The following is a 20823-nucleotide window of genomic DNA, read 5'->3' on the forward strand; positions in this document are numbered from 1 at the left end:
AATAGAAACTAAAGAACAAGCTAAACCTTTCTTAAAAGAATATTTTGAAAGCTATAAAGTTGATCTGAGTATTGTAGATACTATTCCTACTTTATTAAATAAAATGCCTGAAACAACAGAGATTTTTGATACTCTGAATACAAATCAAGGAGTAATGGTGGCTCTTGAGAAATCTTTAGAAATGGTAGCGGGTGACGATAAATTAAAAAGTTTTTTTTCTGATAATAAAACAGTCTTGCCAGATATTGCCTCAGCTATTATTGAAAATACTCCGAATATACAAAGCATGACGAAAGAATATAATTTCGATAAACTAATGTTTAGTATAGTAGGTGAAGTTATGTCAAAACCGGAAATTGCACATGCTATTATTACAGATATAAATAAAGGCGATGATATAACCGTAACAAGCCATGTAATTACTGCTTTTAACGAACCTTCATTTAAGTTAAAATATATTAGTAGAGCAAAGTAAAGAGGGTTTATTCGATAATTTAATTAAAGATATTTAAGAGCAAGATGAAAAAAATAGCCAAACTATAAAACAGCAGCTTGAAAATTATGGACTAGAAACAAAAGATACTACAAAACTTACGAACGTAATGCCTATATTACTTGATAATCCTGAATCATTAAAAAAGGTTTTTGATGGATTTGTTAAAGGTGATTATACGGGAATAGCTAAAGAATTGGTAATGTTAACTAAAGATAATCCCGAGATCAAAAAATATTTAAACGATAATAAGGAAATATTTACAGGTATTTTAGATAAAACTTTAAAAGATGTACCCGGTATAAATAAGCTCGATAAGAAAGATAGTATACTAACACCTATGCTCAATCAACCGGATAAGCTGATTCAAATCTTAGAAAAAAATAAAAAATATATTAATGTTGCTACTAGTATATGTAGTTTAGTTTGGAAAGAAGGGCAAGCACTGAATATTATTAAACAAATACTAAATGTTGTTAAAGCGGGAGTTGGTTATTTTAATCAAAAATCTGATAAGAAACCAGAATTAGAAAATAAAGTTCCGGCTGATGTATTAAAAGAAGCACAAAGTATCGTCTCAAATTTAAATAGTAAGATTAATATTGTAGGACCTAAGACAAATACACTTTCCATTACTCCTATTTCCAATAATAAAAAGAAAGAAGAAATACGTAGATAAGCTATATAGTTAAGGGTTTTTTAAAGTTTGAGTAAATTCTTCTTGGTTAGCATATTCCAATGTGATTTTATCTTGTATCTGATTTTTAAACCAAGTAACTTGTCTTTTAGCATACTGGCGGGTTCGTATTTGAGCTGCATTTAAAGCCTCATCTAAAGTGAGATTGCCGTTTAAGTAAGCTAAAATTTCTTTTATCCCTACAGCTTTCAAATTCGTATAATTTTTAGGAGCAAATTGCTTTTTTATTAAAGCTATTTCGTCAATTGCCCCTTCTTTAAATATCTTATCTAAACGCTCATCACATGTTTTATATAAAAATTTTCGCTCAGGATTTAAGAAAATAATTTTGAAATTAAAATCAGACAAGATTTGTTCTTTTGGCAAAGTTTGAAAAGAAAAAATAGATTTACCGGTTTGCATGAATACTTCATAAGCTCTAATTAAACGCTGAGTATCATTTTGGTTTATTTTAGAAGCAGCAAGCGGATCAAGCTTCTCTAATTTACCCCATAATTCTATATTGCCTATTTTAACATGTAAGTTTCTTACCTGTTCTCGTAAATCTTCTGATATATCAGGAATATTATTATAGCCAAAAACTAAAGAATTGATATATAAACCCGTTCCACCTATTAATATAGGTAGCTTACCCCTGTCGGTTATTTCTTTTATTTTTTCTGTCGCAAGTTTTAGATATTTTATTACCGAGAAATCTTCTGTCATTGATAAGAAGTTATATAAGTGATACAAGATTTCAGTTTTGTAGCTTTGCGGAGGGGAGGCAGTAATAATAGGAATTTCCTTATAAACCTGCATTGAGTCGATATTAATGATTTCGCCGTTATAAGCTTTAGCCAGTTCATGACCTAAATAAGACTTCCCGCTAGCAGTCGGCCCGCATAATATAATTATACTCTTCTGCTTTGAAGAGTTGTTTCTGCAAAACTTCGGATCACCTATTAAATATAGGCTGTGCGTACTCGCCCCTCGTTTTACATTCCCATTCTCCAAATCATTTGAGTATATTTCTTTCTTTGTCACTTGTTTAACTAATAAATACAAACTTGTATCGTCATTGCGAGCCAGCATTTATGATGGCGTGGCAATCTCAAGAGTTTTTTTATATTATCTTATGAGATTGTCGCGTCGTTGCTAACGCAACTCCTCGCAATGACGGAAAAACCTATCCATGTAACAACGCCTCGCAGGAATGACCTCATACCCTTAAACGGTTTCATCAGTATTAATAGTATTGCCTAAAGTCTCAGTATTAGCATTACTATCTGCTGGTCCACTAAATGTTATTGTACCAAGTTTGTTGTTATAACTAATAGTTGGACCACTAAATAAGCCTGCATCACTGTAGTCAATGGTTAGACTATTTAAACCGTTAGAGATGCGGCTACGTCACTGTTAAGTTTAAAAATGAGAGGATTATCAGTAGGCTCAAGGTCTTTATGTTTTATTACTAATGGTGCCTCAATGTTAATATTTAATGTAAGAAAAATATATAAAATAATATTTTAGAAAGCAATAATGTTTTAATAATTAATTAATAACCCGTATTTTTCAAGATATTTATTAATTATAGTGATTATTTCCTCTAAACCATTCTTACTATCTGATTCAGCCCTTGCAACTATAATAGATTCGGTATTAGAGCTACGCAAGAGCCACCAACCATGTGCAGTATTTACCCGTACACCGTCTATATCATTAAACTCTATTTTCTCTTCTAATGATTTTTCTTTAATCTCTTTAATAATTTGTAATTTTAACTCTGAAGGAACAAAAATTTTAATTTCCGGTGTACTATAGCTTTTTGGTACATCCTCTATTATCTCATCTAGAGTTTTACTTGATCTACTAAGTAAATCTAAAAATCTAAGAGCTGCATAAATTGCATCGTCAAAACCAAAATATTTATCGGCAAAGAATATATGCCCGCTCATTTCGCCAGCGAGTAAAGCCTTTGTCTCAAGCATTTTGCTTTTAATAAAAGGATGACCTGTTCGCCATATTATAGGATGTCCTCCATATGATTTTATTTTAGCGACTATAAATTGGCTGACTTTTACATCAACTATTATAGTTGCGTTTGGATTTTCCTTTAAAATATCCTCAGCAAAAATGCATAAAATTTGATCACCGAATAATATTTTACCGCTTGAGCTTATAATGCCGATTCTATCACCGTCACCGTCAAAAGCTATACCAAGGTAACAATTTTGTTCTTTAACCACTTTTATTAGCTCCTGCAAATTAACAGGATTTGTAGGATCAGGATGATGGCTTGGAAAATTCCCGTCAATCTTACTATGTATGATTATATTCTTGTTTGAGAGATGCTTTTTAAGTTCTTCAACAATATCACCGGTTGCTCCATTGCCGCAATCCCAAGCTACTTTTAATTTTGGATTAATGTTTATTCCATCTAAAATACGTTTTAGGTATTTAGATTGTATATTATGGATTCCTGCTTTCGCAGGAATGACATAAGGGAATGCTGGTGTGGTATTGGAGTAGTTATCCAAAATCTTAGTCAATAACTCCTGTATCTGATCACCGAAAAAAGGTTTACTGTTTTGTAGTATTTTAAAGCCGTTATCGTCACGAGGATTGTGTGACCCCGTGACCATAATACTACCGGCGGGCGTAAAGTGTTTATCGGCAAAATATAAAACTGGCGTTGGAACTACGCCAATATTTATGATTTCAGCCCCTGCATTAGTTAATCCTAGTTCTAAAGCTTTACAAAGGGTAGGGGAACTAAGCCGACCGTCTAAACCGACACAGATTTTATCGTTATCTTTCGTTATAGTCATCTCGGCAAAACCAAAGCCGATTTTATAAGCTACTTCTTCCGTTAAATCTTTAAGGCTATTGCCTCTTATATCATAAGCCCTAAAAATTTCTTTGTTAATTTGCATAGAAAACTGTTTTGAATATTATTACATGGCTCTTATGTCATTCCTACAAAAGAGCCTTATTGCATGGCTCGGAAAACCTACTCTATGTCATACCTGCGTAGGCGGGGATCCAGAAAAATAACTTCAATAATAGAAGCTACATAGTGTGATAAAATAAACCTATAAAAAACAAGTTTTCATAGGTTTTACTGGATTCCCGCCTACGCGGGTATGACAATAAAACAATCCATGCAACAACACCTGCAAGTCGCCCGCAATGACGAACTTGCATAGTCTAGAAACTAAAGCTCTCACCTAAATACACTTCCTTAACTTTCTTGCTATTTGCTATTTCCTTAGCACTTCCTTCTAATAATACTTTACCTTCAAAAATAACATAAGCACGGTCGACTATATCTAGAGTATCACGTACGTTATGGTCGGTAATTAATATACCTATATTAAATTCACGTAAATAAGTAATTAGATTTTTGATATCAGAAATAGCAAGCGGGTCAATACCGGCAAGCGGTTCATCAAGCATGATAAATTTAGGTTCTATTGCAAGTGCACGTGCAATCTCAAGCCTACGCCTTTCACCGCCTGATAAGCTAGCAGCGGATAAATCTTTTAAATGAACTATCGAAAACTTCTCTAACAAATTATGGGTTTTTTGTTCAATTACTTCTTTATCATTGTCAGATATCTCAACTACAGCCTTAATATTATCTTCAACCGACAATTCCCGAAATATCGAAGGTTCTTGAAGAAGATAGCCGAGTCCAAGCCTTGCTCGTAAATAAATAGGCAAGTTGGTAATATTTATATCATTTAAAAGTAATTGCCCTGAGTCCAGTTTCATTAAACCGATAATAATGTTAAAGCAAGTTGTTTTACCGGCTCCATTTGGACCGAATAAACCAACTATCTCTCCTTGTTTTATATTCAGAGATATATCAGTTAATATATTCCTTTTTTTGTAGGATTTTGATATATTTTTAACGTGTAAGCTGTCCATCTTTTTTATTTGTTAAGATTTTGTTGCGTGGATTAATTTTCAACGTCATTGTGAGAAAATTACGTAAGTAATTGACGAAGCAATCCAGTTAAAAATACTAATCTTTAGCATTTTTTTAATTATTTTCTGGATTGTCACACTTCTTGCAATCGCTTACAATGACGTACCAACGGTAAATAGCTCTATTTCTTAATAATATCTACATAATAGATTAGTTTATTAGTTTTTAAAACATTATCGTCACGCTGTAATATTACATTACCAAGTAGCATAAGTTGTTTATTATCGCAAAAATATTTAGCACTATCTGCAAGTAATAATTCATTATTTATTTTTCTTTCTACAGTCAATTTAGTAGGGACAACTATATGATCAATAGTTTGCTTTTCATCTATTGTTTTATAAAAAATATATAATTCTTTCGTTCTAAGTATCGCATTATCGAAGTAAACAATAACATTTCCAAGATATGCTGCTTTTTGTTTGGTTCTATCAATAATTAAACTATCAGATGTGATATGTAAATTTGAAATATTTTTATCATTAGCATATATTATGGTACTAATTATAAGAAGTAAAACAAGTTTAATAATAGACATCTTTCCAAACTTCGCTTCTAGAGGGAATTTAGACGTCGAATCGGTACTCGTACCCTCACGTACTTCTTTGTACGCTGCGGTGCTGCGTTCTATGTCTCCTTTAAATTCCTCTCTATAAGCTGGTTTGGAAAGATGTCTAATCCGATAAATCGATGATTGTAGAGACATTGCCTTTAAAAATTATAATATTATTTTCATCTTTTGTATTAAAACTATCCGAAGTAATTGAAGAGTTTTTGTAAAGTAACTTAGCAGGGGAATGACCGGTTATATTCTTATTTACTAAATCAATCCTTGCATCGTTAGTGTGAAATATGATCTCATCAAAAAAAAGTTTTACATCGTTTTTTAAATCTAATATGTTTGATTCTTCATCTAAAAAGCCTTCTTTCGCATTGATAATAAGAGTTTGGTCTTGATTTACGTTATAAATAGCATTTATTATATCTAGTTTATATTTGTTATTCGACTCTTTTATAGCTTGTTCAGTTTTAATCTTATACGCATTTAAATTTTTATTTACTCCTTCAAAAATTGAATCTTTCAATATAATATTATACTTTAAATCAAAATTTTTATTATCTTTTAAACTTTTTTTTGTAACGTTAATATTGTTTTCTTCATTAATATAACCGCTTTTAATTAAAATATATCCTATATACAAAATTCCAACTGTTATTAAAAGATATACAGATTTCCAAATTTTTTTTCGCCATTTATAAGAAGAGGGCATAGATTTTAGCTAACCCCTATACGTAGTAAATCATGAATATGAATAATGCCTATAATAATATTATCATCAACAATCGGTATATTAGTGATATTCTTGGCTTTCATTAAATTTAAAGCCTCTTTTGCAAATATTTCCGATGAGATATGAATAGGGTTTTTGGTCATAATGCTTGATGCTGTTTTTAAGTGGATTTGATCGTTAATATGATGACGTAAATCCCCATTGGTTATAATTCCCACCAAATTTTGGTTTTTATCTGTTACAAGCGTACAACCTAAACGTTTTTTATTCATAATAATTATAGTTTCGGCAAAGGAAGTATCTTCATATACTAAAGGTATTTCATCACCGCTACGCATTAGGTTTTTAATTTTTGTTAAATTAGCACCGATTGTACCTCCCGGATGATAAATTTTAAAATCATCTTTAGTAAAGCCTCGTTTTTCATGTATAACAGTCATTAAAGCATCACCGAGTGATAGCATGATTAAAGATGATATAGTAGGAGCTCCAATTACAGAAGCTTCCGGGTATTCAGGTACTATTAATAAAAAATCGCTTCTTTTAGCTAAAGTAGAATTTTTATTCATTGTCATTGCAGCAATTTTTATGGAAGAGTTCTTGCAATATTCAATTATATTAAATAGTTCTTTAGTTTCGCCGGAATTAGATAACATAATTACTAGATCATTTCTCGTCACCATACCTAAATCGCCGTGACTTGCTTCTGCCGGATGTAAATAAAAAGCAGGCATACCGGTTGAAGAAAAGCTAGCAGCTATTTTTCTTGCAATATAACCGCTTTTGCCTATGCCGGTTAGGATTATCCGTCCTTTGAAAGATAGTAAAAATTCTATAATTCTGTTAAAGTCTTCAGGGATATTTTCGGATAATTTTTCTAAAGCACTTGCTTCACTAGAAATAACCCTCTTTGCGATGATTCGGTAATTATTTGTGTTGGTCATTTATTTACTCATTGTTATACCGTGGCTTGTCCACGGTATCCAGCAAATTATTAGTATTATGAGCTATTTTTGTGGATACCCGAACCGTCATTGCGAGCAGCCGTAGGCTGCACGGCAATCTCATGAAATAATAACAGACTCCTGAGATTGCTTCGTCAATTACTTCGTAATTTCCTCGCAATGACGATTAAGCTTCATATCAATTAAAATACTTACGTTCTGTAATTACTTCAGCAGTTTCAGCATTATTATCTTCATTCCAAGCTCGTTTTTTACTAGAATCACGTCGCTGCTCAGGTTCTGAATTGTCCTTAGCATTATTAACATTAGTTTTTGGCTCTGTATTATTTGAAGATTTATCTTTATCGGCATTTTTAATAGTTAATTTTGCTTTGCCTTTATTATCAAAGCCTATTAGCTTAACTTTTACTATATCGCCTTGTTTTAAAACACTGCTAACCGTTTCTATTCTTTCTTCTGAAACTTCACTAATATGAACAAAGCCGTCTTTATTACCTAAATAATTAATAAAAGCACCGGAATCTAAGACTTTCATTACCGTACCGTTAAATATTGCACCGATTTCAGGTTCAACGGCAATAGCTTTAATTTTATCTAAGGCAACTTTTAGCTTATCTCTATCTGAAGCATAAACAGACACCGTACCGTCATCGCTTATATCTATTTTAGCACCGCTAGTTTCACAAATTTCCTTTATTACTTTACCGCCCGGTCCTATAATATCTCTAATTTTATCCTTATCTATTTTTATAGTAGTAGTAGAAGGAGCATTTTTACTTAGTTCGTTATTTGGTTTACTGATAACTTTATTCATTTGCTCCAATATATGCAAACGACCGAGTCGTGCTTGCTCTAAAGCTACTTCCATTATTTTAAAATCTACTCCGGATATTTTGATATCCATTTGTAATGCAGTAATCCCTTCGTTAGTTCCTGCAACCTTAAAGTCCATATCACCGAAATAATCTTCATCGCCGAGAATATCCGATAATACGGCAAATTTTTTGCCTTCCTTAACAAGTCCCATAGCAATACCCGCAACCGGTGCTTTTATCGGTACGCCGGCATACATTAAAGCAAGAGAACTACCGCAAACAGTTGCCATTGAAGAAGAACCATTAGACTCCGTAGTTTCGGCAACTACTCTAATAGAATAAGGAAATTGTACTTTATTAGGTAATATTGGATTAATAGCACGCCATGCGAGTTTACCGTGTCCGACTTCACGACGACTAGGTGCTTTCATCGGCATTGCTTCATTTACAGAGTAGGGCGGAAAGATATAATTGAGCATAAAACGCTCTTTATACTCACCCTCTAAACTGTCAACTATCTGCTCATCTAAACTAGTACCGAATGTAGTACTAACTAAGCTTTGCGTTTCACCTCTAGTAAATAAAGCTGAACCATGTGCGGAAGGTAGTAAACCTATTTCACAAGCAATGTGTCTTATATCCGTGGTACTTCTTCCATCGATACGTCTATTTTTTTCTAAAATCTCGTTACGTAATATATCTGATTCAATAGCTTTTAAAGCTGATTCGATTTGATAATTACTATATTTTTTATTTTCTATGTTGCTTACAAAATGTGTAAGAACTTTTTCAGGTATTAAATCTAAATTAGTGCTACGTTCTTGTTTAGATTTAATTGCAAAAGCTTGTTCAATTTCTTTTACAAATAACTTCTCAATTTCTTTCTTTAATGAAGCAGGATATAAATCTTGCATTTCAAGTTTTGGTTTTTTAGCTTCTTCTGCTAGTTCTTTAATTATCTTTATTACCGGCTGAAAGCTTTCAAATCCAAATTTTATGGCTTCTAACATTTGTTCTTCAGAGAGTAAATGAGCTTCCGATTCAACCATCATTACTGAATCTGATATTCCTGCAACTACTAAATCAAGCTGACTTGTTTTTAATAATTCAAGTGTCGGATTTAAAACAAATTCACCATTGATTAAACCTACTTTACTTGCCGCAACTATTTCTAGATAAGGAGCAGGGGATAGGCTAAGTGCAGCCGATGCACCGATAATTGCAAGTATATCTACCGGAGTTTCAGGATCATATGAAAGAACACTGCAAGTTACATGCGTTTCATTCACAAAAGCCGGATGAAATAATGGTCTAATCGGTCTATCTATTAAACGAGATACTAAAACTTCTCTATCTGATGCTTTTCCCTCATGTTTAAAAAATCCCCCTGGTATCTTACCGGCAGCATATGCCATTTCTCTATAATTAATTGTTAAAGGAAAAAAACCTATGCCCTCTTTTGCTTTGTTAGCTACTACTGCCGTACATAATAAAACGGAATTACCCATTTTTACCGTAACTGCCCCATCAGCTTGCCTTGCTATTTTACCTGTACTAAGCTCAAGAACTTTCCCGTTCCATGTAACACTCTTAGTTATTTCGTTAAACATCTATTTATCTCATTTCATAATTTATATTATATTGTATTCTACCACGTCATTGCGAGGAAAATTACGAAGTAATCGCGGGATATTTGATGAGATTGCCACGCAGCCTACGGCTGCGCGCAATGACGATTATCCAACTACTTAATCTTTCTAATTCCTAGCTTACTTATTAAATCTAAATATTTGCTAACATTATTCTTTTTAATATAGTTAAGTAATCTGCGGCGACGCCCGACTAAAATTAATAATCCGCGTCTTGACGTATGATCTTTATGGTTAGATTTAAAATGCTCGGTTAAATTATTGATTCTTTCAGTTAAGATAGCACATTGCACTGCACTTGAACCGGTATCATTTTCCGTTATAGCATATTCTTTAATTAATTGTTGTTTACGTTCTGTAGTAATCGACATCGATAATTTCTCCTTAAATATATAGACTTCCAGTTTTAAAAGAAGTCTTGTGTTAAATTAAATACTCGTAAAGAATTAAAGCAACTCTTGTTTAAGCTACCTATTGCAAGCAAAGTGCCTTTATAGCGAACCCATAAAAGATCAACAGACATCTTGCCAAACTCTACTTCTAGAGGTAATTTGTATGTCAATCCGGTATTCGCATCCTCACGTACTAAAGTGTACGCTGTGGTGCTGCGTTCCATGTTTCCTTCAAATTCCTCTCTATAAGCAAATTTGGCAAGATGTCTAAAGTCTTTTTCATAATTAAATAAACATTTCTGTCCATATTTAATTTGCTGTGCTTGGCTGTCAGTTGCATCAAGAACCAGGATGTCGTCCAGTATTGCTTCTATCTTTATACTTTTTTCCTCTAGGGAATTTTTGGTAATTTCATCAGGCGATTTAATTCGGATAGCATTTTCTTCTTTAAATATTCCAACCTGAGTACGGCGTAATTCTATCACAAATCCTAAACTTTGCAAGGACAATGCCAAATCTTCTGCTAAAGTCCTTATATAAGTACCTTTTGAGCATTCCGTATAGTATGTAGCGGTAGCATTTTTCTCATCAAAATTTAAACATTTTAGATCATAAATAGTTATATTCCGTGGCTTTAATTCTACTTTTTTCCCCTCTCTAGCCAATTTATAAGCTCTTACACCGTTAACTTTAAGAGCTGAAAAAGCCGGCGGTATTTGTGTTACGTTACCGATAAATTGAGAACATACAGCATAAGCTTCTTCTTGAGAAGGGATACAATCTTTCGTTGCTATTACTTTACCGGCATAATCGCCGCTATTGGTTTGCGTTCCGAATTTTACGGTAAAAATATAGGTTTTTCTAGCATCAATTAGCATATGTATCAGTTTTGTAGCTTCACCTACGGCAAGCGGTAATATTCCTTCCGCTTCTACGTCTAAAGTACCGGCATGTCCTATCTTGGTTTTACCGAGTATTTTTTTTACTATGCTAACAAGTTGAGCAGAACTTATACCTCTTGGTTTATAAATATTTAACCAATAATTACTCATTTTAATTTGATTTTAACTTGACTTAAATTTAGAAAATCTTTAACATATAACTCTAGCCAATAGCAAGATAGGTTAGACCAAATAATGACGATTAACCCCAGTAATATAAAAAATTCTTCCTCTAAAATCAATAGCTGTTTTTCCAAACTTACCGATTATATCTGGCCTATAAAACGCCATGAAGTTTCTAAATTTTTATTCATCACTTTATTAATGTTCTGTATTTTATTTATCCAAAATCTAATCAGAGCTTTAAAAGATAGTATTGTTACTACTATGGTCGGTGCCGAGATTATCTCGTTTTTGAAGTTTTGGGGAGTGATGCCGTCAGCTTTTTTAATGACTGCTATATATGTAAAGCTTGTTAATAAGATGAAAGCAGAAAATATATTTTATCTTATTATATCAATATTTTTAACATTCTTTGCTCTTTTTGCTTACGTTATTTTTCCAAATCATGAAATGCTGCATTTAAGCCCTGTAACCGTTCAAAATTTAACGGTAAGTTTACCTAATTTAAAATGGTTTATATTGCTTTTATCAAAATGGAGTTTTTCGTTATTTTATATAATAGCCGAATTATGGCCAAACGTAGTTTTCGCATTACTTTTTTGGCAGTTTGTTAATAATATTACTACAGTAGAAGAATCTAAAAGATTTTATCCGTTATTCGGTTTACTTAGTCAAACAGGTATTTATTTAGCAGGGCAGTTTTTAGAAAACCTAAGTAATATTAATGATTACGTAACTAATAAATTTGCATTGCAATCGTCTTTTCATACACTTTCTATACAAATTATACTAACTATAGTATTAATTTTAGGAATAATAGCTATTAAAACTTTTTGGTTGCTTAACCATAAAGTACTAGACAAAGAGCATATGGCGTTACTCAGATTTAAAGCAAAGAAAAAATCTATGACTATTGCTGAAAGTTTTCAGATGCTTCTATCATCAAGACATATTAGATTAATTGCAACTTTGCTTATCTGCTATGGCATTGCCATTAATTTAGTAGAAGGTCCTTGGAAAGCAGCAGCTACTAAAATTTATAAAACTCCAACCGAATATGCAGCTTTTATAGGAAGTTATTTGAGCTATACCGGAGTATTTGCTATTTTATTTGTCGTACTTGGTTCAAATATAGTTAGAAGACTTGGCTGGTTTACGGCGGCTGTTATCACCCCTTTAATAGTTTTTATTACCGGTATATTATTTTTTGCCGTTAATAATTTTGAAAGATTTGCCGGCTTAATAATAGCAAATTTTATTCTAACCGATCCTGCTTTAATTGCTATAACAATAGGTGCTATTCAAAATGTGCTTAGTAAATCAAGCAAATATACCTTATTTGATTCAACAAAAGAAATGGCCTATGTTCCTTTAGATCCGGAAATAAAAATAAAAGGCAAAGCTGCTGCCGACGTGATAGGTACAAAACTCGGTAAATCTGGTAGTGCATTTTTACAATCATTGGTATTTATAATATTACCTTCCGCTAGTTATCAATCTATTTCCATCTGTTTAATGATTATATTTATAATTACTTGCTTAACCTGGCTTTGGGCAACTAAAGCACTCAATAAAGAATATAAAAATTCTATTAAATTTTCTCAATAATAATATTAGTTTTTTCTTGATATTACTAAAATAAATCTCTATATACTAATCCTTGACAGTATAACACAAACTGTGAAAAAGGATATGTTATGTCATCCCCGCGTAGGCGGGAATCCAGAAAAAAGCGAAATAAATCGAGCTTTTAATTTAAAAATCTAGTGTGCTTAGACTTTTTAGTGACTGGATGCCCGCCTACGCGGGAATGACATAGAGGGTAAAGATCAACGTAACAACATCGGCTTGACTACTCATCACTTACAGTTTATGCTAATTAATTTTTGGTTAAATGAGAGGTTTTATGAGTAAAGACGGTAACCTAGATACAAGTGAATTTGATCCTTTAGCAAATAAGGAATATACAGAAGAACAAAAGCAAAAAGAATTTTTATCTCAAACTACAACCCCAGAACTAGAAGCTGACGATGGTTTTATCGTTACTTCTGCATCTTCTGCTCAATCTACCCCTTCAATTAGTGCTTTATCGGGCAATATCTCTCCTGCCAGTCAGACATCAGACCCAATAACCACGGCTGTAAGAGAAACAATTATACAACCGCAAAAAGATAATTTAATAGAACAAATATTAAAAGACCTGGCAGCCCTTACAGACCGTGATTTAGCTGAACAAAAAAGAAAAGAAATAGAAGAAGAAAAAGATAAAACATTCAGTACTTTTTTCGGTAATCCGGCTAATAGAGAATTTATTGATAAGGCTTTAGAAAATCCTGAGCTTAAACAGAAATTAGAATCAATAGAAATAGCCGGCTATAAAAATGTTCATAATACATTTAGTGCCGCTAGTGGATACCCTGGTGGATTTAAACCAGTACAGTGGGAAAATCAAGTAAGTGCAAGCGATCTTAGAGCAACAGTAGTTAAAAATGATGCAGGTGATGAACTCTGTACCTTAAATGAAACAACTGTTAAAACTAAGCCTTTTACTTTAGCTAAACAAGACGGTACTCAGGTTCAGATCAGCTCATATAGAGAAATAGATTTTCCTATAAAACTTGATAAAGCCGATGGGTCAATGCATTTATCGATGGTAGCATTAAAAGCTGATGGCACAAAGCCCTACAAAGATAAAGCCGTATATTTCACTGCCCACTACGAAGAAGGACCAAATGGTAAACCTCAACTTAAAGAAATAAGCTCACCAAAACCTTTAAAATTTGCCGGAACCGGAGATGACGCAATAGCTTATATAGAGCATGGTGGAGAAATTTATACACTTGCGGTAACACACGGTAAATATAAAGAAATGATGAAAGAGGTAGAACTAAACCAAGGGCAGAGCGTTGATTTATCGCAAGCTGAAGATATTATAATAGGACAAGGACAAAGTAAGAAACAACCGCTAATAACTCCACAGCAAACAGCAAGTTCATCGGTTGAACCACCTCAGTATAAACAACAAGTACCGCCAATTACTCCTACTAACCAACCACTGCAACCTGAGACTTCACAAATGCTACAGTCGCAACAAGTGAATCCAAACCTTCTTAATGCAGCTACGGCTGGTAGCATGCAAGATTTATTAAATTATGTAAATGCAGGTTTAACAAAAGAAATTGATAGCAATAAACAAATTGATTTAATTAAAGAAACAGCCACGGCAATTCTTAATAATGCGAAAAGTGATATTGCTGAAAAGCAGGCTAATATCATTGCTTTAGCTGAAAATACGGTCAATAATAAAAACCTCACACCGGATGCAAAAGTAGCTGGAGTCAATGCAGTGTTAGAAACCATAAAAAATGATCAGAATACCCCAGACCTAGAAAAATCAAAAATGCTTGAAGCTACAGTAGCTATCGCTTTAAATTCAGAGAATCTTGAGCCGGAGCAAAAACAGCAGATGTTAGAAAAGGCAGTAGATGTCGGTTTAAGTCTTAAAGATGATGCAAGTAGAGCTGCAGCAATTGACGGTATTACTACGGATGCTGTAATAAAAAGTAACCTTTCTATTGAAGATAAAGGGACAATGCTTATGGCAGTAGGTGATAAGGTTAATGTCTCTGAATTAAGCAATGCAGAAAAACAAAAATTATTAGGTTCTGTATTAAAGAAAGGTGTAGAAGCCCAAGTTCTCAGTCCGGCACAACAACAATTGATGCAGCAGAATTTAGATAAGATTACGGCGGAACAAACTAAAAAAGATACAATAAAAAAAGTAAATGATATTTTGTTTGATCCTCTAAGTAATACTGAATTAAAAACAACAAACATACAAGCCATTACGTCTAATGTTTTAGATGGTCCGGCTACAGCAGAAGTCAAAGGCAAAATAATTCAAGAAATTACTAACACAGTTGCAGGAAGCTCGCTTGAAGCTCAAGACAAAGCAGCGATTGTTAAAGGGATAGGCGAGACTATAGCTACTCATAGTGATACCTCTTTATCCTTACCTAATAAAGCACTTATTATGGCATCAGCGGAAAAAGGTATTGCAGAAAGTAAGACCAAATTACCTGATAGAGAGCTAATAACTAAAGGGTTAGTAGACGGTATTTATGAAGGCAAAGGAGGTCTTGCAATAACTAAGGCAGTTTCTAGCGGGATCGATAATAGTAATATTAATGACTCTGAGAAAGAGGCACTTAAAAAAGCTAAAGATGCAGCGAGTGAGGCAGCCTTAGATAGAGAAACGCAAAATTTAACTGAAGGGTTAAAAGGACAGAATATAGAAGAACACGAGCCTCGCGATGATATATATAACAAAGCTCAGGAGGTAATTAACGCTATTAATCCTGTTATAGAAGCATTAGAAAAATCTAAAGAACCGGTAGTGTCGGCAGAAGAAAGAATTGTACAAGAAACTTCTAGTATATTAAATAATATCTCTAAGCTTGCAATTGAGAAAGTCAATAATTTTCGTGCTATGCTTTCTCCAAATGGTAACCTTAAAATTCTTGAAGAAAAAAAAGAGGAATCAATAAAAAAAGTAGATGAGCTGGTAAAGGCATTTAGTACTAAATCTTCTACTGAAGAACAGCAAAGTTTTATTAAAGCTAATTTAATTGATGATAAAACTTTATCTAAAGAGGTACGTTTACAAACTATAGATAAGTTATTACAAGAACAAAAACGAGCAGAAGCAATTGAAAATCCTAGTGTTAAAACGGAAGATGTAAGGGTAGTATCAGGAAAGTCTAAATTAAAACCTATAAGTAAAGATGAGCCGGATATTGAAAAAGCTAAAATGGTAGTAGGAAGAGATAGAGTTAATATCAAAGATAATATAAAAATTATGGGAGCATTAATGAATGCAAGAAATAGCATTCAGTCGGAAAATTTAAATAAATTAACACCTATTAAAAGAGAGTCTTCCCCTCCACAACGCTGATCAAGATTTGTATTCTGTATAATTATCACAAGGCAAGCAATGTTATTCCCGCTTCTGCGGGGATGACATAAATGATATCACAACATAATCAGGATGGCAGCTTGCCTTTATGCATTAGTTTTTAGTTTTTCTTTCCAGCTAAACATTTTACTAAATTATTAACGGCTTGTTGTTCTTCTGTGCTATTAATTTTCATAAAATTTCTTGAAACTTCAATGCACATACGTTGATGTTGAGTATGTACGGGCTGCGGTTTATTAGCTTCTTCTAAACCTTCAAAGAAATAATCAATATTCCTATCTAAAGCTTCTGCGATTAGTACTAGCCTTCCTACAGAAATTCTATTAATTGCTTTTTCATATTTTTGTAATTGTTGATGCGTAACATCAATTACTTCAGCCAGTTGTTGACGAGACAACCCCTTAGCGAGTCTTAAAGAATAAATTTTCTTGCCGATAAAACTATCGATTTTTTGTATAATATCGTTTTTTCTACCCATTATCCTCTCCTTGGTTACTAATTATATCTATATTTAAAAATTTTCTTTGAACAAAAATGATATTATCCTATATTGTTATAAAACATGTGGTTATTAATAATTTAATACCATCAAACTTATCCAAGTGTAAGTAGAAATAATACCATAAATTAATATTATAAGCAACTATAAACTAACATTTTTTAAGTTTTTTGTAATCATTTGGTAAATAATTATTAAAGAATAAAGTTATTTCTTATCAAATAAAAATATCATAAGAACTTTAAAATTATTTTTAAAATATGAATACCTTATGTTTTAAAAACTTATTTACTGAAGCATAAATTACAATTTATAAAAAAATAAAATTTTGGTGTATTATAGAAAAATTTAAAATTAATGCAAGGAAAATTAATGCAAGGAAAAATTTCATTTCTATATTAATATTTCAAATCAAGGATAAAGCATAGTTTCATTTTAATTATAAATTAATTATTTACAGCGAACTTATTTAAGATTAAATATAAAATTAATAATAACAACTTAGCTTTTATAATGAGAAAAATTTTTAATTGTCTTTACGTAGCCTTATTTAGAACAATAGAAGATGATGGCGTTGAACATTCGGGATATATGTCATTCATGATACTTTTATCTATTTTCCCTTTCCTAGTATTCTTATTAGCTTTAACAAGCTTTTTAGGAGCTTCAGAGCTTGGTCAAAATTTTATACAAATTTTTCTAGAGAGTCTTCCGGAACAAGCAATGGAATCAATAGAAAAAAGAATACGAGAATTACTAAGTGTTCCTCCTCAAAGTTTAATGAATCTTGCCATAGTAGGCAGTATTTGGACTGCTTCTTCTTTTGTAGAATGTTTAAGGACTATTTTAAATCGTGTATATCAAATAAAATCTCCACCCCCTTATATAAGAAGAAGATTACTTAGTATTATACAGTTTCTTATAATTAGTGCCTTGATTACCTTTACTATGTTTCTTTTAGTGGTGATTCCAATATTATTTACAAAAATTCCGATAATATTAGAGACCATTGAAAAATATAAGATCATTTTAAATTTTATAAGATATTCTTTAATTTTAATTTTATTATTTTTAGGTGCCTCGTCTTTGTATTATATATTACCTAATGTAAAACTAAATTTTATTGATGTATTTCCAGGGGCTTTATTAACTGTGATATTATGGATAATAAGCGGCTATTTGCTCTCAACTTATATAGTCTACTATAATCAATTAAATCTAATGTATGGTTCCCTTGGTAGTATAATAGTTACATTAATATTCTTCTATATTATAAATATGATATTTATCTATGGTGCGGAATTTAATTATCTAATGAAAAATTATGAAAATATAGAGTGAAGTGCAGCTTAAAGCACTTTATCAGTATTTAGTTTTACAAAAATAAAATAATTAATTGAAACAATTTCGGCAGTTTTATATTTAATATTTTATATCAATCTTTATTTTAGTTGTAAAAAACAATTATTGTTTAGTTTTTAGGTTTTGTAAACAAAATACAAATTATTTAAAAAAATCCGGTTTAAATAACATAAAGCTCTCCTGAGATGATGTCGGTAATGGAGTTAAATTATATTGTGGATCGAAAGCATTCCCGTAAATTTTTTCTATTGTTTGGAGCGAACTTGGAGATTTTAAAGCCAACAATATTGACTTTAAAATAGTAAAAATTGCTATATATGGATCGGTTTCGGGGGAAGATAAGCGATGTTCTAAACGTTTGGGAAAAGCATTTGGAGTTCGTACGGCTACGCTTCTATTATTTCCACCGTACGATATATGCGTAGGAGCCATAAATTTTTTATTTATCCGTGAATAATCTAGAGTAGTAGGCATAAAAGCGAGTAGGGTGTCTAACATATAGTGACATAGCCCTTGTGCTGCTAAAATTATATAATAATCATTGAACTCGGAATTAAAATTAATATGAAAATGCATACTATTACCATAATCATCTAAAAACGGCTTAGGCGAAAAATCTATATAACCGTTTAACTGCTGTGCCATTTTTTTTAAAATAGTTTTAACCTCTAATATATTTTTTATATATTGTATTAAGTTTACAGAAGGGGGAAGATCTATTTCAAATTGGTTATTGCCTTTTTCTTTTTTTATTTTGGCAATTTTAAATCTAGCTAAGTATTTTCTTGAAAGTATTTCAAATTTAGCGATATCAATATTGTGACTTAAATAAAACTCTATTTCTACACCAATAATAGGGATTAGGTTATAGTCTTGATGAAATTGTGCTATTATTTTTTCTAGCTGTTTATTTTTTTGTAAACGACCGGATAAAGTATTAATAAAACTATTATAATTAATATGGGGTATTTTCATGGAAGGATTAATAAACGGATCAGTTTATTATAAAATTTTTGATAAAACATTCAATAATTCTAGTCATAGATATATAAAAAAAAATAACTCTATAAATGAAACAGAAATAGTTGAAAACAAAAAATCTATTACTACTTATTTTAAAGCACAAGATATTTTAATTTTAAACCAAGTACATGGCAATCAAATTGTTAATGCTGATGAGTCCATAATTGCCGTACCTGAAGCAGATGGCAGCATTACAACTAAGAAAAATTTAGTATTAGCGGTACAATCGGCAGATTGTATACCGGTATTACTTGCAAGCGGCGATGGTAAAATAATCGGAGCGGCACATGCAGGTTGGAAAGGAAGTATAAATAATATTATTAGTAATATAGTTACTAAAATAACAGAAAAAGGAGCAAAGAATTTAATAGCAGTGATAGGTCCTGCTATAGCTCAAAGTTCATATGAAGTTGATGATGAATATTATAAAGCTTTCTTAAGTAAGGATATTAATAATAAACAGTTTTTTATAAACTCTATAAAAGAAAATCATTATATGTTTGATTTACCGGCTTTTGTAGAGTTAAAACTTAAAGAAGCAGGCGTCAAAGATATAAAAAATATTGCTGAAGATACTTACACAAATCCGTTAAAATATCCAAGTAAAAGACGCTCATATCATTTGCAAGAACCTTATAATCAGAATATATTATCAGCTATCGTAATGAAATAATGGCATTGCTAAATAAATATTGATGGTTTAAAAAAGCTACACCATTACAAGGAAGCGTTGTTGCATGGACACTGAGTCATCATTGTGAGCAGCCATAGGCTGCGTGGCAATCTAGAAAATAATTAAAAAAATTCTGTAAATTAGAATTTTTTACTGGATTGCTTCGTCAATTACTTTGTAATTTCCTCGCAATGACGGGAAAACCGGTCTACGCAACAATGCTCGCTCGCAATAACGATATCTATCTTTATTTAGCAATGCAAAAATAACTCTTCATTTATCGGAGTATATTAATGAATCAAGATAAACCTTACTATCAAATAGTTTATGCACCAAACGATATTTTTAAAAAACAAGCAGAATATATAGACATTGTTGATGATAATATTCGTACTATTATCGATAAAATGCTTCAGAATTTACATATAGAAAGGGCAGTGGGCTTGGGTGCTAATATGGTAGGAATATTAAAGCGTATAGCGGTAGTTGACCTACATGAAAATAATAAATCATCGCCTATAGTTTTTATTAATCCGGACATAACTTATTTTTCGGAAGAAAAACAAACTTTTATTGAGAGTTCTTTATCGTTTCCAGGCATTGAAGCATCTATTACACGATCAAAAGCAATCAAGGTAAAATATCTTGATTATAACGGTAATAAGCAAGAACTAGCAGCAGAAGGCTTTTTAGCAACTGTAATTCAGCATGAAATAGATTATTTAAACGGCAAAACTTTCTTAGATTATTTATCAAAACTTAAGCGTGATACACTACTTAAAAAGATGCTAAAGCATATAAAACTCCATCCTCCACATATTCACGGTAGCGGTTGTAGGCATTAGACATTTTCTTAAACTTCGCTTCTAGAGGTAATTTATACATCAAGCCTAGACTTCACGTACTAGTGTGTACGCTGCGGTGACAAGTGCTTCCGTGTCTCCTTTAAATTCC

Annotated in this window: 19 protein-coding genes and 2 pseudogenes; 8 read left to right on the forward strand and 13 right to left on the reverse strand. The window is 32.0% G+C overall.

The window, feature by feature from the left end; genetic code table 11:
- The first annotated feature begins 103 nt into the window (after nucleotides 1-103).
- Nucleotides 104-475, forward strand: a complete 372-nt coding sequence (locus O6R16_RS05130; RefSeq protein ID WP_499680285.1) for a hypothetical protein — start codon at nucleotides 104-106, stop codon at nucleotides 473-475.
- A 220-nt stretch (nucleotides 476-695) separates the two neighbouring features.
- Complete coding sequence (locus O6R16_RS05135) at nucleotides 696-1172, forward strand: hypothetical protein (RefSeq protein WP_499680345.1); 477 nt, start codon at nucleotides 696-698, stop codon at nucleotides 1170-1172.
- Nucleotides 1173-1181: 9 nt separating this feature from the next.
- Here O6R16_RS05135 and miaA read toward each other — a convergent pair whose 3' ends face one another.
- The 11 genes and pseudogenes from miaA to truB form a co-directional block, all read right to left on the reverse strand.
- Nucleotides 1182-2261, reverse strand: coding sequence for a tRNA (adenosine(37)-N6)-dimethylallyltransferase MiaA (gene miaA / locus O6R16_RS05140; protein ID WP_499680286.1), 1080 nt, complete (start codon nucleotides 2259-2261; stop codon nucleotides 1182-1184).
- A 135-nt stretch (nucleotides 2262-2396) separates the two neighbouring features.
- Nucleotides 2397-2671: pseudogene (locus O6R16_RS05145) on the reverse strand (hypothetical protein); the annotation flags it as partial.
- A gap of 42 nt (nucleotides 2672-2713) precedes the next feature.
- The gene (locus tag O6R16_RS05150) at nucleotides 2714-4102 is read right to left on the reverse strand and encodes a phosphomannomutase/phosphoglucomutase (RefSeq protein WP_499680287.1); all 1389 of its coding nucleotides are present in this window, start codon (nucleotides 4100-4102) and stop codon (nucleotides 2714-2716) included.
- Between the two features lie 136 nt (nucleotides 4103-4238).
- Nucleotides 4239-4373 carry a hypothetical protein gene (locus O6R16_RS05155; protein ID WP_499680288.1) on the reverse strand — a complete coding sequence of 45 codons (135 nt, stop codon included), beginning with the start codon at nucleotides 4371-4373 and terminating at the stop codon, nucleotides 4239-4241.
- Between the two features lie 3 nt (nucleotides 4374-4376).
- The gene (gene lptB, locus O6R16_RS05160; RefSeq protein WP_014014342.1) at nucleotides 4377-5099 is read right to left on the reverse strand and encodes an LPS export ABC transporter ATP-binding protein; all 723 of its coding nucleotides are present in this window, start codon (nucleotides 5097-5099) and stop codon (nucleotides 4377-4379) included.
- A gap of 182 nt (nucleotides 5100-5281) precedes the next feature.
- Nucleotides 5282-5698 carry an LptA/OstA family protein gene (locus O6R16_RS05165; protein WP_499680346.1) on the reverse strand — a complete coding sequence of 139 codons (417 nt, stop codon included), beginning with the start codon at nucleotides 5696-5698 and terminating at the stop codon, nucleotides 5282-5284.
- A gap of 136 nt (nucleotides 5699-5834) precedes the next feature.
- A complete protein-coding gene (gene lptC / locus O6R16_RS05170) occupies nucleotides 5835-6431 on the reverse strand; it encodes an LPS export ABC transporter periplasmic protein LptC (protein ID WP_499680289.1) in 597 nt (198 codons plus the stop codon).
- A 5-nt stretch (nucleotides 6432-6436) separates the two neighbouring features.
- Nucleotides 6437-7396, reverse strand: coding sequence for a KpsF/GutQ family sugar-phosphate isomerase (locus O6R16_RS05175; protein WP_499680290.1), 960 nt, complete (start codon nucleotides 7394-7396; stop codon nucleotides 6437-6439).
- 199 nt (nucleotides 7397-7595) lie between these two features.
- Nucleotides 7596-9842 carry a polyribonucleotide nucleotidyltransferase gene (pnp, locus tag O6R16_RS05180; protein ID WP_499680291.1) on the reverse strand — a complete coding sequence of 749 codons (2247 nt, stop codon included), beginning with the start codon at nucleotides 9840-9842 and terminating at the stop codon, nucleotides 7596-7598.
- A 134-nt stretch (nucleotides 9843-9976) separates the two neighbouring features.
- Nucleotides 9977-10252, reverse strand: coding sequence for a 30S ribosomal protein S15 (gene rpsO / locus O6R16_RS05185; RefSeq protein ID WP_004995678.1), 276 nt, complete (start codon nucleotides 10250-10252; stop codon nucleotides 9977-9979).
- 35 nt (nucleotides 10253-10287) lie between these two features.
- A complete protein-coding gene (truB, locus tag O6R16_RS05190; RefSeq protein WP_499680292.1) occupies nucleotides 10288-11325 on the reverse strand; it encodes a tRNA pseudouridine(55) synthase TruB in 1038 nt (345 codons plus the stop codon).
- An 84-nt stretch (nucleotides 11326-11409) separates the two neighbouring features.
- Here truB and tlc4 point away from each other — a divergent pair, with 84 nt between their 5' ends.
- The gene (tlc4, locus tag O6R16_RS05195; RefSeq protein WP_499680293.1) at nucleotides 11410-12945 is read left to right on the forward strand and encodes an NTP/NDP exchange transporter Tlc4; all 1536 of its coding nucleotides are present in this window, start codon (nucleotides 11410-11412) and stop codon (nucleotides 12943-12945) included.
- A 298-nt stretch (nucleotides 12946-13243) separates the two neighbouring features.
- The gene (locus tag O6R16_RS05200; RefSeq protein ID WP_499680294.1) at nucleotides 13244-16291 is read left to right on the forward strand and encodes a Sca4 family spreading effector; all 3048 of its coding nucleotides are present in this window, start codon (nucleotides 13244-13246) and stop codon (nucleotides 16289-16291) included.
- Between the two features lie 121 nt (nucleotides 16292-16412).
- On the opposite strand, the gene O6R16_RS05205 is transcribed toward O6R16_RS05200, so the two are convergent.
- On the reverse strand, nucleotides 16413-16790 hold the full coding sequence (locus O6R16_RS05205) for a helix-turn-helix domain-containing protein (RefSeq protein ID WP_010977292.1): 378 nt from the start codon (nucleotides 16788-16790) through the stop codon (nucleotides 16413-16415).
- A 534-nt stretch (nucleotides 16791-17324) separates the two neighbouring features.
- On the opposite strand from O6R16_RS05205, the gene O6R16_RS05210 reads away from it, so the two are divergent.
- On the forward strand, nucleotides 17325-18152 hold the full coding sequence (locus O6R16_RS05210; protein WP_499680295.1) for a YihY/virulence factor BrkB family protein: 828 nt from the start codon (nucleotides 17325-17327) through the stop codon (nucleotides 18150-18152).
- Between the two features lie 162 nt (nucleotides 18153-18314).
- On the opposite strand, the gene O6R16_RS05215 is transcribed toward O6R16_RS05210, so the two are convergent.
- Nucleotides 18315-19148 (reverse strand): type I glutamate--ammonia ligase, encoded by an 834-nt coding sequence (locus tag O6R16_RS05215; RefSeq protein WP_499680296.1) that lies wholly within the window; start codon nucleotides 19146-19148, stop codon nucleotides 18315-18317.
- On the opposite strand from O6R16_RS05215, the gene pgeF reads away from it, so the two are divergent.
- The 3 genes and pseudogenes from pgeF (at nucleotide 19147) to def (ending at nucleotide 20714) form a co-directional block, all read left to right on the forward strand.
- Complete coding sequence (gene pgeF, locus O6R16_RS05220; protein ID WP_499680297.1) at nucleotides 19147-19869, forward strand: peptidoglycan editing factor PgeF; 723 nt, start codon at nucleotides 19147-19149, stop codon at nucleotides 19867-19869. The genes O6R16_RS05215 and pgeF overlap by 2 nt on opposite strands.
- 71 nt (nucleotides 19870-19940) lie before the next feature.
- Nucleotides 19941-20074: pseudogene (locus O6R16_RS05225) on the forward strand (lytic transglycosylase domain-containing protein); the annotation flags it as partial.
- Between the two features lie 88 nt (nucleotides 20075-20162).
- Nucleotides 20163-20714: a peptide deformylase gene (def, locus tag O6R16_RS05230; RefSeq protein ID WP_499680298.1), complete on the forward strand. Its 552-nt coding sequence runs from the start codon at nucleotides 20163-20165 to the stop codon at nucleotides 20712-20714.
- Nucleotides 20715-20823 lie beyond the last annotated feature (109 nt).

The organism is Candidatus Rickettsia tasmaniensis (genome assembly GCF_036857515.1).
In the GTDB taxonomy this organism is placed as follows: Bacteria; Pseudomonadota; Alphaproteobacteria; order Rickettsiales; family Rickettsiaceae; genus Rickettsia; species Rickettsia rickettsii.

Coding starts and splice junctions, on each gene's coding strand:
- O6R16_RS05130 (WP_499680285.1), top strand. CDS start 104: ATGCCTGAAACAACAGAGATTTTTGATACTCTGAATACAAATCAAGGA.
- O6R16_RS05135 (WP_499680345.1), top strand. CDS start 696: ATGTTAACTAAAGATAATCCCGAGATCAAAAAATATTTAAACGATAAT.
- miaA (WP_499680286.1), bottom strand. CDS start 2,261: ATGCTGGCTCGCAATGACGATACAAGTTTGTATTTATTAGTTAAACAA.
- O6R16_RS05150 (WP_499680287.1), bottom strand. CDS start 4,102: ATGCAAATTAACAAAGAAATTTTTAGGGCTTATGATATAAGAGGCAAT.
- O6R16_RS05155 (WP_499680288.1), bottom strand. CDS start 4,373: ATGCAAGTTCGTCATTGCGGGCGACTTGCAGGTGTTGTTGCATGGATT.
- lptB (WP_014014342.1), bottom strand. CDS start 5,099: ATGGACAGCTTACACGTTAAAAATATATCAAAATCCTACAAAAAAAGG.
- O6R16_RS05165 (WP_499680346.1), bottom strand. CDS start 5,698: ATGTCTATTATTAAACTTGTTTTACTTCTTATAATTAGTACCATAATA.
- lptC (WP_499680289.1), bottom strand. CDS start 6,431: ATGCCCTCTTCTTATAAATGGCGAAAAAAAATTTGGAAATCTGTATAT.
- O6R16_RS05175 (WP_499680290.1), bottom strand. CDS start 7,396: ATGACCAACACAAATAATTACCGAATCATCGCAAAGAGGGTTATTTCT.
- pnp (WP_499680291.1), bottom strand. CDS start 9,842: ATGTTTAACGAAATAACTAAGAGTGTTACATGGAACGGGAAAGTTCTT.
- rpsO (WP_004995678.1), bottom strand. CDS start 10,252: ATGTCGATTACTACAGAACGTAAACAACAATTAATTAAAGAATATGCT.
- truB (WP_499680292.1), bottom strand. CDS start 11,325: ATGAGTAATTATTGGTTAAATATTTATAAACCAAGAGGTATAAGTTCT.
- tlc4 (WP_499680293.1), top strand. CDS start 11,410: ATGACGATTAACCCCAGTAATATAAAAAATTCTTCCTCTAAAATCAAT.
- O6R16_RS05200 (WP_499680294.1), top strand. CDS start 13,244: ATGAGTAAAGACGGTAACCTAGATACAAGTGAATTTGATCCTTTAGCA.
- O6R16_RS05205 (WP_010977292.1), bottom strand. CDS start 16,790: ATGGGTAGAAAAAACGATATTATACAAAAAATCGATAGTTTTATCGGC.
- O6R16_RS05210 (WP_499680295.1), top strand. CDS start 17,325: ATGAGAAAAATTTTTAATTGTCTTTACGTAGCCTTATTTAGAACAATA.
- pgeF (WP_499680297.1), top strand. CDS start 19,147: ATGGAAGGATTAATAAACGGATCAGTTTATTATAAAATTTTTGATAAA.
- O6R16_RS05215 (WP_499680296.1), bottom strand. CDS start 19,148: ATGAAAATACCCCATATTAATTATAATAGTTTTATTAATACTTTATCC.
- def (WP_499680298.1), top strand. CDS start 20,163: ATGAATCAAGATAAACCTTACTATCAAATAGTTTATGCACCAAACGAT.